13 protein-coding genes and 1 riboswitch are annotated in these 14,828 nt (G+C 43.7%); of the genes, 4 read left to right on the forward strand and 9 right to left on the reverse strand.

The features are described from left to right. The first annotated feature begins 57 nt into the window (after positions 1–57). On the forward strand, positions 58–1,575 hold the full coding sequence (locus CSV79_RS05390; protein WP_099688016.1) for a succinyl-CoA:acetate CoA-transferase ScpC: 1,518 nt from the start codon (positions 58–60) through the stop codon (positions 1,573–1,575). On the opposite strand, the gene CSV79_RS05395 is transcribed toward CSV79_RS05390, so the two are convergent. From CSV79_RS05395 to CSV79_RS05430, 9 genes are all read right to left on the reverse strand, one after another. After that, positions 1,547–2,149, reverse strand: a complete 603-nt coding sequence (locus CSV79_RS05395; protein ID WP_099688017.1) for a hypothetical protein — start codon at positions 2,147–2,149, stop codon at positions 1,547–1,549. The genes CSV79_RS05390 and CSV79_RS05395 overlap by 29 nt on opposite strands. A 55-nt stretch (positions 2,150–2,204) precedes the next feature. After that, a complete protein-coding gene (locus CSV79_RS05400; protein ID WP_099688018.1) occupies positions 2,205–3,242 on the reverse strand; it encodes a ribonucleotide-diphosphate reductase subunit beta in 1,038 nt (345 codons plus the stop codon). Further along, positions 3,221–3,658 (reverse strand): flavodoxin, encoded by a 438-nt coding sequence (locus tag CSV79_RS05405; protein WP_099688019.1) that lies wholly within the window; start codon positions 3,656–3,658, stop codon positions 3,221–3,223. The genes CSV79_RS05400 and CSV79_RS05405 overlap by 22 nt, the downstream gene beginning before the upstream one ends. Then, on the reverse strand, positions 3,646–5,874 hold the full coding sequence (locus CSV79_RS05410) for a ribonucleoside-diphosphate reductase subunit alpha (protein WP_099688020.1): 2,229 nt from the start codon (positions 5,872–5,874) through the stop codon (positions 3,646–3,648). The genes CSV79_RS05405 and CSV79_RS05410 overlap by 13 nt, the downstream gene beginning before the upstream one ends. Before the next feature lie 143 nt (positions 5,875–6,017). Next, a riboswitch (cobalamin riboswitch) is annotated at positions 6,018–6,193 on the reverse strand. A gap of 208 nt (positions 6,194–6,401) precedes the next feature. After that, a complete protein-coding gene (locus tag CSV79_RS05415; RefSeq protein ID WP_099688021.1) occupies positions 6,402–7,826 on the reverse strand; it encodes an alanine/glycine:cation symporter family protein in 1,425 nt (474 codons plus the stop codon). A 49-nt stretch (positions 7,827–7,875) separates the two neighbouring features. Further along, positions 7,876–9,009, reverse strand: a complete 1,134-nt coding sequence (locus CSV79_RS05420) for a glycerate kinase (RefSeq protein ID WP_099688022.1) — start codon at positions 9,007–9,009, stop codon at positions 7,876–7,878. Between the two features lie 14 nt (positions 9,010–9,023). Beyond that, positions 9,024–9,317, reverse strand: coding sequence for a hypothetical protein (locus CSV79_RS16570; RefSeq protein ID WP_143560541.1), 294 nt, complete (start codon positions 9,315–9,317; stop codon positions 9,024–9,026). Positions 9,318–9,383: 66 nt separating this feature from the next. Beyond that, positions 9,384–10,289 (reverse strand): chemotaxis protein, encoded by a 906-nt coding sequence (locus CSV79_RS05425; protein ID WP_099688023.1) that lies wholly within the window; start codon positions 10,287–10,289, stop codon positions 9,384–9,386. 176 nt (positions 10,290–10,465) lie between these two features. Beyond that, a complete protein-coding gene (locus CSV79_RS05430) occupies positions 10,466–12,478 on the reverse strand; it encodes a sensor domain-containing diguanylate cyclase (RefSeq protein WP_099688024.1) in 2,013 nt (670 codons plus the stop codon). A 271-nt stretch (positions 12,479–12,749) separates the two neighbouring features. On the opposite strand from CSV79_RS05430, the gene CSV79_RS05435 reads away from it, so the two are divergent. The 3 genes from CSV79_RS05435 to CSV79_RS05445 are packed head-to-tail and all read left to right on the forward strand — an operon-like array spanning position 12,750 to position 14,553. Beyond that, positions 12,750–13,262, forward strand: coding sequence for a phospholipase D-like domain-containing protein (locus CSV79_RS05435; RefSeq protein WP_158232473.1), 513 nt, complete (start codon positions 12,750–12,752; stop codon positions 13,260–13,262). Between the two features lie 12 nt (positions 13,263–13,274). After that, complete coding sequence (locus CSV79_RS16575) at positions 13,275–13,781, forward strand: DEAD/DEAH box helicase (RefSeq protein WP_143560542.1); 507 nt, start codon at positions 13,275–13,277, stop codon at positions 13,779–13,781. Continuing rightward, entirely contained in the window at positions 13,741–14,553 is an 813-nt protein-coding gene (locus tag CSV79_RS05445) for an RNA helicase (protein WP_099688027.1), read from the forward strand. Before CSV79_RS16575 ends, CSV79_RS05445 begins: the two co-directional genes overlap by 41 nt. The last annotated feature ends 275 nt before the right edge of the window (positions 14,554–14,828 follow it).

Below are 14,828 nucleotides of genomic sequence, written 5' to 3' on the forward strand. Positions count from 1 at the left end.
TTTATTTGAATAACTGATAGAATTATATACAAAATGAAAGGTTAGGTGGATGATACCGTGTCAAACGAATTAAACAAAGTCCTTCGTTGTGAAGCACTAAAAGATAAGATTGTTACAGCTAAAGAAGCTGCATCTTGGATCGAGGATGGAATGTCTTTAGGTTTAAGTGGCTTTACTTTGTCTGGAGATGCGAAAGCGGTCCCATTGGCATTAGCTGAAAGAGGTAAAACTGAGAAATTCAAAGTAAACGTTTTCACTGGAGCTTCTCTTGGGCCAAACGTTGATGAGTTGATGGCAGAAGCAGACATCATTAACTTACGTGTTCCTTACCAAGGTAACCCAACAATGCGCGGGAAGATTAACTCAGGTGATTCTTTCTATATAGATCAGCACCTTTCACATACAGCTGAGTGGATTCGCCAAGGCGTAATCGGACCTATTGATTATGCAATTATCGAAGCAGCGGCAATTACTGAGGACGGTCAAATTATACCGACTGGTTCAGTAGGTAACTCACCAATCTTCGTTCAAGAAGCGAAAAACGTAATTATCGAATTGAACGTAAATGCACCAGCTGAATTCGAAGGTTTACATGATATTTATATCCCTGCTCAACAAGGCGAGAGAAAAGAAATCCCTGTTTACAGCGCAACAGATAAAATCGGTACGCCAGGTATCAAAGTAGATCCTGCTAAAGTACGCGGTATCGTCATTACGGAACAAGGTGATATTCCTTCCCCTATCGTTCCTCCAGACGAAGAAACACAAGAGATTGCAAATCACTTGTTGAACTTCTTACGCGACGAGATCAAACTTGGCCGTATGGATGAATCATTATTGCCACTTCAATCAGGTGTTGGTTCTGTAGCTAACGCTGTTCTTGACGGTATGAGAACATCTGAATTCAGAGACATCGAAGTATATTCTGAAGTTCTTCAAGATGCAATTTTCGACTTGATCGATGATGGTGTAGTTAAGTTCGCTTCTGCGACTTCATTGACACTTTCTAAGAAACGTTTGGACAACTTAAATGAAGATATCGCTAAATACCGCGACAAGCTTGTATTCCGTCCACAAGAGGTTTCTAACCATCCAGAAGTCATCCGTCGTCTGGGCATCATTTCATTCAACACAGCACTTGAGCTAGACATCTACGGAAACGTTAACTCTACACATGTTAGCGGTACACGTATGATGAATGGTATCGGTGGATCTGGAGATTTCGCACGTAACGCACGTATCGCAATCTTCGTTACGAAATCATATGCAAAAGGCGGAGCGGTTTCATCTATCGTACCTTTCTGTTCTCACGTAGACCACACAGAGCACGATGTAGACGTAATCGTTACAGAACAAGGCTACGCGGATCTTCGCGGCTTGGCTCCACGACAAAAAGCTGAAAAGCTAATCGAAGTGTGTGCTCACCCGGACTTCAAAGAAGAGCTACGTGATTATTATGACAGAGCAGTTGAACAAGTTGGTGGACAAACTCCACACATCTTGGAAGAAGCTTTATCTTGGCACGTAAATCTTGCGAAGAACAAGACTATGCACAAAGAGACTGTTGAGAAGTAATAATTTCTAATAGAAAAGCGAGTGGATATTGTATCCACTCGCTTTTTTTGTTGTATTGAGCGTGGGCTATGAGCGCGGGGATGCTTTCTATGAGCGCGGCAACACTCTCTATGAGCGCGGGATCGCTTTCTATGAGCGCGGGACTGGATTCTATGAGCGCGGGGACGCTATCTATGAGCGCGGGGTCGCTTTCTATGAGCGCGGGGTCGCTTTCTATGAGCGCGGGGTCGCTTTCTATGAGCGCGGGGTCGCTTTCTATGAGCGCGGGGTCGCTTTCTATGAGCGCGGAGACGCTTTCTATGAGCGCGGGGACGCTTTCTATGAGCGCGGGGACGCTTTCTATGAGCGCGGCAACACTCTCTATGAGCGCGGCAACACTCTCTATGAGCGCGGCAACACTCTCTATGAGCGCGGCAACACTCTCTATGAGCGCGGCAACACTTTCTATGAGCGCGGCAACGCTTTCTATGAGCGCGGCAACGCTTTCTATGAGCGCGGCAACGCTTTCTATGAGCCCGGGGACGCTTTCTATGAGCGCGGCAACACTTTCTATGAGCGCGGAACTATATCCCAACTATAAATAACAAAAAGGAAGCGCGTTTGAGCGCTTCCTTCTTCCTTATACCTACTTATAAATCGTCGAAACCGTTCAGATCACTAGTCTTCACATACTGGCGACTCGTTTGTTCGAAGAAGTCCGTCTTTGTATCGTCAAAGTTATCAACATACGCACGAATCCACTTCATCGGATTGTCGGTGAACTCTGGGTAAATTTCGCTCAAGCCTAGCATCCGCAGCATTTTATTCGCGCGGTATTTAATGTAGCCTTCCATCTCGTCCAATTCGAGGCCATCAATTTCGCCTAGTACGTATCGGCTCCAGATGATTTCCTGCTCTACCGAATGACGGAACTGGTCATAGATCCATTCTGTAAATTCATCTGTGTTGTATTCAGGATTCTCCGCGAGTGCTGCGCGGAAGATATCGCTGATTGCTTTGCCGTGCTGGAGTTCGTCACGATTGATATATGAAATCATCGTGGATGTGCCGACCATCTTTTGATGGCGGGCTAGGTTGTAGAAGAACGCGAAACCACTGTAGAAGAATAAACCTTCTAGTAATGTCGTATAAACCATTGCCTTTAGCACGGTGTCGATTGTTGGATTTTCTGCGAATTCGTTATAGATGTCTACGATTCTTTCGTTTCGCTTTAGTAAGACTTCATCCGTTCGACCCATTTCGAATGATTCCATCTGCTTGTCTAAGTTCGTGACGGACGATAAAACGTAGGCATAGCTATGGTTATGTTCACTTTCCTGGTCGGCAATCGTTGCCATGATCGACTTAACAGAAGGATCTGTCGTGAAGTCTGCAATCTTCATTGCGATGACGGTTTGTGGACCATCCAAAGTTGCGAGCAAGCCAATGATTTTCAGAAAAGCTGCTTGTTCTTCTTTTGTTAGACGTGCAAACTGCTTCACATCCTGTGTCATGTCTACTTCATTTGCTGTCCAAAAAAGAGAGCGGATGCGCTGACGTAGTGTATAGAAATGTGGGTGCGCGATGTCATTCCAATTTAGAATTCCACTTGCTTCCCCGCCGAAAATTGCTGTTGCTTTATTCGGATTTGCTGGATTTAATACTTTTACTCGTGTAAGTGTCGCCAATGGTCGAGCACTCCCTTCGTCCAATTCGTTACTAATTGTTCTTGTGTGCCACGTGGGCTTTGTTCGACTTTTAGTGGTTCAAACGGTGAATCATAGAAGCGCGCTAGTTTTTCTGCCGCTTTGCAAAATAATTCATCTCCGCCAAATTGCGTATCCCCTGTACCGAATACGTAGACGGTTTCAGGTTTATAACCGATATCCGCCACAAAATCCTTCACTTCATCAGGCGTTGCTCCTTTTTCCCATGTAAAGGAACCTATACAGAACGCGTCATACTCTTTAATTTCCGGCAAGGTGCCCATGCCGATACGATGTGTATCGACCGCAATCCCTTCCCTGCTTAGATTTTCAGCGATTAACTCTGCCACTTCTTCCGTGTTTCCGCTCCAAGAAGCGTAAGCAATTAAGAATGACACCACTCACACTCCTCAATTTCAGAAGCTGTGGAACGCATATAATACGTCGTTTTCATTCCGGATTTCCATACTTGCATATGCAAGTCGAGCAACACGGACGCACGGATGGAGTTCGGTACATAAATATTGAATGAAATCGACTGATCAATATGGTGCTGACGCGCAGCATTTTGCTTAATAGACCAACGCTGATCAACGATGTACGCTGAACGACGGTAGACATCATACGTGTTATGATCCAAATCCGGTGCGATGACCGGCAACTTATAATCTTTCTTCTCTTCATGGTAAAACGGTTTGAATACGGGATCGATGGACGCTGTTGAGCCGGCGATAACAGACGTCGAACTATTTGGTGCAACAGCCATCAAATAGCCGTTACGCATTCCGTTAATTGCTACGTCCATGCGCAGTTCACGCCATTTATTGGAATCATATTCACGGTGCTCAAAGTACTCTCCTGTCTGCCAGTCCGAACCATCAAACAATGGGTACGCACCTTTCTCCTTCGATAATTCCATAGAAGCTTTGATCGTTAAATACGCAATATTTTCATAGAGCTTATCTGCAAAATCTACCGCTTCATCGGATTCCCATTGAATGTTTTTCAATGCTAACAGATGGTGCCAACCGAATGTACCGAGGCCAATTCCACGGTAGCGCGCATTCGTACGCTGCGCTTGTACAACAGGAATCTTATTCTGATCGATAACGTTATCGAGCATACGCACTTGGATTGTAATCAAACGGTCCAACACATCCGCTGTTACAGCTCTACCTAAGTTGATAGAAGATAAATTACACACAACGAAATCGCCCGGCTTCGTACGTGTAACGACTAGATCGTCTTCCAATGAAACTGATTCAAATGTAGTAGCCGACATATTTTGTAATATTTCTGTGCATAAATTACTAGAATAAATAATTCCTTCATGCTTATTCGGGTTCGTACGATTCACTTCATCGCGGTAGAACATAAACGGTGTACCGGTCTCCAACTGGCTACGCAATACACGTTTCATAATTTCAATTGCGGAAACCGTCTCTCTTGAAAGTTCGGGATTACGAACACATTCTTCATACTTGTCGCGGAACGATCCTTCACCTTTTTTCTCATCATAGAAATCTTCCAATGAATAGCCCATCTTCGTACGCACTTCATGTGGATCGAATAAATGCCACTCTTCACGTGCTTCGACTTTCTCCATAAATAGATCCGGCAAGCAAACACCTGTGAAAATATCATGTGCACGTAAACGATCGTCACCGTTATTGAGTTTTAAGTCTAGGAACGTGAAGATATCCCGATGCCATACGTCCAAATATACTGCCACGGCCCCTTGTCGCTGACCGAGTTGATCGACGCTAACTGCCGTGTTGTTCAATTGCTTGATCCACGGTAGCACACCACTTGACGCACCTTCAAATCCACGAATAGATGCACCACGCGAACGAACTTTACCCATATAGACGCCAATGCCGCCACCGAATTTCGATAAGTTCGCAATGTCTGTGTTGCTGTTGTAAATGCCTTGCAATGAATCATCCACCGTGTCGATAAAGCAGCTAGACAGTTGTCCGTGCATCTTGCCTGCATTCGATAATGTCGGTGTCGCAACCGTCATATACAAATTGCTCATCGCCCAGTACGCTTCACTAATTTTATGTATACGATCTTCCGTTTCATCCTGCATCAACGTCATCGCGATAATTAACCAACGCTCTTGCGGAAGTTCCACAGATTGCTTAGAGAAATTCACAGTAACATAGCGATCGACCAATGTTTTCAAGCCAATATACGTAAATAACAAGTCGCGGGTTGGCTCCAACAACTGTCCGATCTCATTCAATTCTTCTGTGCTATATTTCTCAGTCAAAACAGGCGTATACAATCCTTGTTCCACCAAGCGTTCTACATTTTTCGCAAAATCGGTATACACATCCGCTCCACGCAACGCCTTTTGCTTTGCATAGACATCGAATAAATAAATACGCGCAGCGACAAACGTCCAGTATGCATTCGCTTCGTCAATTCTGCTCAATGAATCGAGCACCATCGCATTCGTCCACTCCGTAGCTGTGCTATTTGGATGACGTTGCTGATATCGTTCGCTCGCTTCAACTAGCGGCTCAATTTTCTGCTTCCCGAACTCTTCTTGTAGATTTTCCATCAATAAATCCAAACCAACCGTTTCATGTATAATAGCCATTTGCATCCGCTCCCTTTGGTTACGTTATGTAAAAATAAAAAGACTCCCTAGAATTTCGGGAGTCATCATGTGATCAATGGTCATATGTGGAAAGTTTTAAACAGACAAAAAAAACCTGCTCGCTGCTTCCACTCTCCAACCCCGAAGAATGTATGCTTGAATGAATGGCAGGTCTCCTGGCTAGCATATCGTCCTTCCGTCTTTCCTTCCCGCCGAAGCAGTGGATTTTCAAGACAGTCGTCCATGCCATCAGTTGCGGGGACAGCTCCGTTTTTAGCGGATTCCCTTTTAAACCGTGATAGGTACCATTTCATCAAAATACTATATATAGTGTGTTAACTTCATTTATAACCCTAACATGTAGTGGTCCGACTTGTAAAGCATAAAAAATCATCGTAGCTCAGATTCATGCTTCTGAACTACGATGCCTTTATGTTTCAAGCAGTATTTTCAATTATAGCAAACTTTCTGTGCGTTGACTAAAAGATATTGTGTGAACAATATATACGCCCATTTTAAACGAACATATTTCATCAGTTCACTCGATCTTCTGGTTTTTCCGCTGTTTCCTCCCAACATTCCGCACCTTTTAGATCCGGAATACTCGCTGCTTTAAACACAGGATTTCTCCCCGCGCGTCGCTGTTTTGTGAAGTCGTCCAACACTTGGAAGGCCACTTTACCAAGTAGCAAGATCACGACCAAGTTAATAATAGCCATGAGCCCCATGAATAGATCAGCCATATCCCAAACAACTTGTACTTTTGCGACAGATCCGAAATATACCATTCCTAGAACGAGTACCTGATAAACTAACTTCCACCCTTTATTCGCATTAATAAATTCAATATTCGTTTCACCATAATAATAGTTACCAATAATCGAACTAAAGGCGAAGAACATAATAGCAACCGCAATGAAGTACGGAGCCCATGCACCTACGTGTACCGCCATAGATGCTTGTGTCAGCAAGATGCCGTTCGTTTCACCTGACTCATATAATCCACCTAGCAAAATGATGAAAGCAGTCGCTGAACAAATGATTATTGTATCGAAAAATACGCCTAAACTTTGAACTAACCCTTGTTTCGCAGGGTGTGACACGTTAGCTGTCGCTGCAGCGTTTGGCACACTACCCATACCGGCTTCATTGGAAAATAGACCACGACGAACTCCTTGCATAATCGCCATACCTATCCCGCCGCCTATAAATTCCTTAACGCCGAATGCATGCTCGAAAATCAACACAATCATCGCAGGAACTTGTGTAATATTCATAATGACGATAAACAATGCGACGATAATATAAAATATTGCCATTACCGGAACAATCGTCTGCGTTACTTTTACAATCCGCTTAACACCACCAAAAACAATAATAGCAGTCAAGACAATTAAGCCGATTCCGATCGTCCAATGTGGAATGCCAAAGACGTCCGAAAATGATTGACTGATCGTATTCGATTGCACCGCGTTAAAAATAAATCCGAAACACATCGTCAATAAAATGGCAAAAACAATTCCTAATTTCCGTTGTCCAAGCGCTTTTTCCATATAATACGCCGGACCTCCACGGAATGTATCGCCATCCTTCACCTTATACACTTGCGCAAGCGTACTCTCGATGAACGCAGTCGCCATACCGATTACTGCGATCACCCACATCCAAAATATCGCACCTGGTCCCCCGATACCGATCGCAAGGGCCACCCCTGCAACGTTACCAGTTCCGACACGCGACGCCGCACTAATCGTGAACGCCTGGAATGGAGACACGCCATCATTACTGTCTTTCTTTTCAACAATTAAACGGAACATCTCACGAAACAAGCGCACCTGTACAAACTTTGTGCGAATCGTGAAATACAATCCAGCAACTAATAAAAGTCCAATTAGCACATACGTCCAAATGAAATTATTTGCTGGTCCTACTAGCCAATCTAAAGCATCTTGAAACATTTGAGCACCTCCTTTTGTATTCTATACCCTGCTAACCGCTAAATACGCATTATAGGGGAAATTTAAAATCCATTAAAAGCACTTCTTCTATTCTTTGCGTTAACAACTCAGATGCATTTGCCATTAATTCAGCAAGCGGCCGGCCATCGTCAACTTCGTATACTCCGGCAAACCATTCAGTTAGCTGTTTCCGTGCCACTTCCTCCACGGCGCCCGAAACTACAATTACAGGAATCCCATGTTCTGCTGCCAACCTAGCAACACCAATCAAAGCTTTGCCGTTCAGCGTCTGCAAATCCGTCTTTCCTTCCCCCGTCAATAGTACATCGACCGAGGAAAGATGCTTCGCAAAATCCATCGCACGTAGCACAACAGCAATACCACTTTCCAGACGAGCGCCACAATACGCAAGCAATGCCCCTGCAGTCCCTCCTGCCGCACCCGCCCCATGAAAGTCGTGTAAGCGTTTACCTACCAAGCGTTCGGTTTCATCCGCGAAATGCCGCATGCCCGCTTCAAGAAACTCAACCGTTTTCGCATTCGCTCCTTTTTGCGGGCCGAAAATATGCGTTGCGCCCAATACCCCAACTAGTGGATTCTCCACATCCGAAGCAATCAAAATATCCGTACTCTTCAATCGCTTATCCAGCTGCGAGACGTCTATTATATCAATACGTGAAAGTGAATATCCACTCATTTCTATCAACTTCCCTTCACGATCAAAAAAACGTACACCGAGCGCCGCAAGCAACCCCGTCCCACCATCATTCGTCGCACTTCCACCAAGACCTACAATCAACTTGCGATACCCTTCGTCAAGCGCATGACGAATTAATTCGCCCGTACCATACGTTGAAGCTTTCATCGGATCTAACTCATCGTCAGTAAGTAGCGTGATCCCAGAAGCTTGCGCTAGTTCCACCACAGCAGTCTCTCCGTCCCCAAGAATCCCAAGCCGAGCATTAATCAGACGCCCCAGCGGATCATGCACAGCAAAAGTTTCGTACCGCCCATTCGTTGCCGAAACCAACGTATCCAACGTCCCTTCCCCACCATCCGCTACTGGCAAGCACATAACTTCCGCTTCTGGAAATACCTTCTTCACACCACGCTCCATCGCCACAGCCGCCTCTTCAGCTGTCAGACTCCCTTTAAATGCATCAGGCGCAACAATCACTTTCATAGCCATCACTCCCTTTATCTGTAGTTTATCAGGTTTGGGGATTGTTGGACATGGGTTGTTTTATGAGCGTGCGGACGGGGGCTATGAGCGTGGGATCTAGTTCTATGAGCGCGCGGACGAGGGCTCTGAGCGCGGGCTATGAGCGCGCGGACCAGGTCTATGAGCGCGGGACCACGGGCTATGAGCGCGAAACCAGATTCTATGAGCGCGGGACCACGGGCTATGAGCGCGCGGACCAGTTCTATGAGCGCGGGACCAGATTCTATGAGCGCGGGATCATGTTTTATGAGCGCACAACCAAGTTCCACAAGCCCAAGCTACACACCCACTTACAAATCAAAAAAGACTCCCTAATTAAAGAAAGTCTTTGTGTCTCACAATATATACTTATCAATCTTCAATACCAACTCAGCAATCTCCGGCTTACTCACCTGATCATCCACACCGACACTATAGCCCTTATGCTTTAAACCATCTGTGATCAACGAAGAGAATATGATGACCGGTAAACTAGCAAGCTTTGGATTCTCGCGGATTCGTCTTGTGAAATGGTGACCGTCCATCTGCGGCATCTCGATATCCGTAATGACTAGCTGGACTTCTTTCTTCACATCCACCTCTTCCTCTACAAGGCTTTCTAAATAATCTAAAGCCTCTTGACCGTTTTCATAGAAATCCAAATTCGCATAACCCGCTTCGTTTAATGTATTATGAAGCAATTTACGCAATAACGGTGAATCTTCAGCGATTAAAATACGTTTATCCGAGCGTTCCCGCTTGCCTAACTTCTTCACTTGCTCCACATTAATGCCCGCTTCTGGATTAATATCAACAATAATTTTCTCGAAATCCAACAACAACAGCATTTCCTCATCGAGCTTAATAACACCGATGACTTGGGAATTCTCTGCCGCATAAATGCCTGAAGGTTTCTCAATTTGATTCCAGGAAATCCGGTGAATCTGTGTCACATTATGTACTTGGAACACAACGGTCTGTTTATTGAACGACGTCACGATATACTTTTCATCTGAAGGATTGGTTGAAGGTGCCATTCCTAAGATCTTTTCCATACTGATAACCGGCAATACTTCACCGCGCAATTGAATAATCCCTTCCACCGCAAAATGCGCATGTGGAATTGGCGTGATTGGCAACGGCATAATAATCTCATTCACCTTGATGACGTTAATACCGTAACGATTGCCCCCCATTTCAAAGCCGACAATCTCTAACTCATTTGTACCACTTTCCAATAAAATCCCCGAACTATTCGCCAACTTCACCCGCCCTTTCAAACGATGTAGTCTATCTATTTATCGAAAGATATGCTAACTATAGTTCCAAAAACTATAGGTCTACTATACCATATAGTTCAGCTAGCACTCCATCGCAATCCAGAGAAAACTACTGGGTTATTGTTAGACTACCGTTCAACTAGGTGCACATATTGGTACTATTTTGATTCCGCTATCCACTCCACCAACTTCTCAGGTGACATCGGTTTAGCAAAATAGTAGCCTTGGAAGATTAAATTCGGTTGAAGATTCAACAGGAAATCCACTTGCTCCTTTTTCTCGACGCCTTCAATAATCATCTGTAAATCCATAAATTGTCCAATGGTGAGAATCGCATTGAGTATCGCACATTCCTTTTGTGAACCAGGTACGACATCCGCAAATGATTTATCAATTTTTAGCGTAGTAATAGGTAATTGTTGTAAATAGGATAGCGAAGAAACACCCGTACCGAAATCATCTAATGCCAGCGAAAAACCATAACGCTTAAAGCGCTCCATTGCCGCCACTGCCAGCCCAACGGATTTCGCGGTACTCGTTTCTGTAATTTCCAATTCAATACGATTGGGTTCGATACGATAATGATTGGTTTCCTTCCATAATCTATCCAATAACCGCGAATCCGCCACATATTCACCAGGTATATTAATAGCCACTTGCGGAATAAACAGTTTGCTACGATCCCATTCATGAATTTGCCTACACACTTCATGAATAACCCAGTCCGTCACTTCCCCCATCCGTCCATCACGTTCTAAAATCGGCACAAAAGCGGTTGGCGAAATCGAACCCAATTCTGGATGATCCCAACGCAACAATGCTTCTACACCAACAAATTTCTGATTACCACCTTTTACTTTCGGCTGGTATACGAGACGAAGCTGATTTTCTTCCATCGCTTTCGTAATATCACGTAGCACATCTTGCTCATGAGAAATTCCATGGATCGCTGGATTAAACGTAATCAGTCCCCACTCACGCGCCACTGTAGCGTGTTCGACAACCCTAATCGCTTCTTTATACAATTGTCGCACCGTTTTTTGTCGGTCCGCTTTTGCTAGACCGCATGTATAGTGCATATCCTTACTCTTTATGAAGGGCAACCGCTCAAGTTGCCCCTCAATAATGATAAGGTCCTTATGGAAGTCCGCAGTCCGCCCAGGTTGATCTACATAAAACAAAAAGCGATTTCCACTCACTCGATACAATTTTGCGAAATTCGGTTTCCATTGATTAAGAACTTCTGCAACTTGCTGCAAAAATTCATCACCCACATTATAGTCATACAGTCGATTAAGCCGCTGTAAATCCGGAAATTTCCAAATCGCTATATCTCCAGTTGCGACTTTATCAATTACATGATGTCCCCAACGCCGTCGATTCGGCAATTTCGTTAACACATCGTAATTTTTTATCCAATGATCCACATAACTATCAATATACGTAGTCAATAACATCCCCACTAACAAAGCGGCAATACCAATTTCGATAAATGAATTTAGGAAATGCATCTGACTACTCATCGTCACAGCAATCGGTTGACCAATTTCTTTATAAATTCTTGTCGCGAGTATACCTATATAATGCATACTGCCAATACCAAACGTCAGGAATAGAACGGCAAGCCATCTTTTACTGATAGAGTGATTCACATGAGTAACTAAACGTAGTCCGAGGTAAATGAATACAACACCGAAGACTTTTGCCAAAAGAAAAAGTTTCCAGTCGTAAAAAAGTACCGCATCTACTTTCAATGCCTTCATACCGACCCAATGCATTGCAGTCATCCCACCCATGATGAGTACCGCAGCAAAAGTATGACGCCACCAAGAATGTATTTGCCCATCGACCAAATGAAATGCTACCAACGAAGCGATAAAAGCGGGCACGATAGAAACTAAACTTTTTATATAATTTACGTGCATAGAAAGAGGAATGGATAAGGCATTCATCAACGTAAAATGCATTGCCCAAATCCCAAATGCCATCGATATTGAAGCCAACAGAAGCCATACTTTTCGATTAAAGAAACTCGGCTTCTGCATGCGATCATACAGCGTCAATGTTGTATAAGATGCGAAACCAACAACAAGTATAGACAGCAAGATAATCCCGTTTGAATAGTCACCTAGTAATTCTTCATATTTTAAATGATCAGGCGGAGAAAACATGCTGTCCCACCTCCTCGCTTCCCTGTGTAAAAGGCAATTAAAACTTTATAGTAATTCCAATTACGTACTTTTAACATTATAGAAGTAGAATTTCTTTCTATTCATTATTTACCATTCCTATAACCTAGTCAATAAATTATAGACATCTTAAGTCAAATATATCATTTTTTTGATAATATTCTGATATAAATGCAGTTATTTTTATATTTTGTCGAATTATGGGATTTAGTTATATCATTGTGCGGAAATAAAAATCCTAACGGGTGACTATTTGTCCATCACCCAACCAGACGCACTGCAAATGCTCGTTGACGCGTTACCTACCGCTGAAATTCATATGATTGAAAGTGGCGGTACGTCCTTTCATCCGAAAGCGTATTTGTTCAAATCAAAAGATCACGCAACTGTCATCATCGGCTCATCGAACTTGTCCCGCTCCGCACTCATTAGCGGAATCGAGTGGAACCTATACGCACCATCCACAGTGGACGAAGATATTTTCGAAACAGCAGCGGATGAATTCATGAACATGTTTTTATCACCGAATACGATCAAACTCAACAGCGAACAAATCGATCGCTACCGTAAGCGCTATGAAGAAACGAACAAAAAACTCCCTTTCAGCGCAGCCGTCGATCCACAAACAGAGATCGAAATGACTTTTGGTGCAACAGAACAACAACAAATTGCAGATCCAAGCGACTCTTATGTATCTAGCGTACTCGTACCACGTCCTGCACAACAACTAGCACTCGATGCTTTGCATGAAACAGTAAAAAGCTGATACGAAAAAGCGTTGACTGTACTCGCTACCGGGCTAGGCAAAACGTATTTAGCTGCCTTCTTCGCCGAATCTTATAAACGCGTACTAGACTATTTCGAGCCTGAATTCTTACTCGGCCTAACCGCCACACCCGACCGCCTAGACAATAAAGACGTCTATAGCTTATGTGACGGCAACGAAGCCATCTCCATCCACTTCCTAGACGCCATTCGGCAAAACTGGCTATCCCCCTTCATCTATTATGGGGTTCTGGATGAAACTGATTATAGCCAATTACAATGGAGAAATAACCGCTATGACGAAGAAGAACTATTACGTTTACAAGAACGTGAAAGCTATGCCGACGCAGTCCTACATGCATGGATTAAACAGAAACAAACCCGTACGATTGGATTCTGCTCATCCATCCGTCGATACCCTCCTCTTCGCTCGCCCTACCGAATCGCTAACTGTCTTCACTTAGCAAATCGGAAGAGGGTTGCGGATTGCAGATGGGAAATCGCACTGCGTCATTATTGACTTGATCGGGAATTACCGCAATGCCCGGAAGAAATTTCAAGTGTTTAACGAAGAAAGTGAATTACCTTCGAAAATAAGTAGCAAGACGTTTACAGAGCTGAATTATTTTGAGTTTCATTTTGATACCGCAGTAATTAATCTATTAGAAGCAATGAAGCAAAATGAACCAATCCAGCAACGACTGATTAATGTTTATTTTGATTTGAAAACTGAACTTGGTAAACGCCCGACCTATTTGCAATATCATCTCAAAGCCAACGAAGACTCCAAAGCCATCCAGCAAAAATTCAAGACGTACCCTATTCTTTTACAGCATGCTGGAGAATTGAATGCATTGGAGCTGGAAGTACTTGAACAGCATAGAGACTGGCTAATTGAAGTGAATCGTACCGGTATGACGAAGAGTTATAAAATGATTGTGCTGAAGTATATGCTGAGTAAAGGACCAGGCGCTTGGTATGACCCTGTTACACCGGTGGAAGTTGCACCGTTCTTTCATGGGTATTTGATGGAGAATGATTATCGGAGAGATACCGACCTAGCAGATAAAACCGGAAAGTCCTTGCATGTATATAATGAAGAGAAAGTTTCGAACTTGATTGCGAGAATGCCTATGACGAAGTGGAGTGGTGCTTCTAAGGGTAGGATTTTATTTGAGGATGGTTTGTTTGCTCCGCAGTTGGTTGTGGCGGAGGAGCATGAAGGGATTTTGTTTGAGTGGGTTAGGGAGATTTGTGAGTATCGGTTGTGGGGGTATTTTGAGAGGAAATAGGCTAGTTTTTGAATGAATCATATTTAAGAAAGACAGCTGAAATAATTTAATAATTAACACGCGCATAAATAAGAAGCTAATTTCTGGATCTACGTCAATAACCTGGACACAAAAAAGTTAAGTCCGTTTCAGAACGGCATCCATTCACGGAGCGTCCTGTATCCAGCGAAACCAGTCAAGTGAAAGACCGCACTTGACAGCTTTCGCTGGATACAGGAAATACAACCCATGGATGTCGTCCTAAAAAATGTGTTTGAAGAGTAAATTGGGAATCC

Source organism: Sporosarcina sp. P13, assembly GCF_002743055.1.
In the GTDB taxonomy this organism is placed as follows: domain Bacteria; phylum Bacillota; class Bacilli; order Bacillales_A; family Planococcaceae; genus Sporosarcina.

Bases quoted from the DNA above. Each gene is read 5' to 3' on its own strand.
- CSV79_RS05410 (WP_099688020.1), bottom strand. From the start codon at position 5,874: ATGCAAATGGCTATTATACATGAAACGGTTGGTTTGGATTTATTGATG.
- CSV79_RS05415 (WP_099688021.1), bottom strand. From the start codon at position 7,826: ATGTTTCAAGATGCTTTAGATTGGCTAGTAGGACCAGCAAATAATTTC.
- CSV79_RS05420 (WP_099688022.1), bottom strand. From the start codon at position 9,009: ATGAAAGTGATTGTTGCGCCTGATGCATTTAAAGGGAGTCTGACAGCT.
- CSV79_RS05430 (WP_099688024.1), bottom strand. From the start codon at position 12,478: ATGTTTTCTCCGCCTGATCATTTAAAATATGAAGAATTACTAGGTGAC.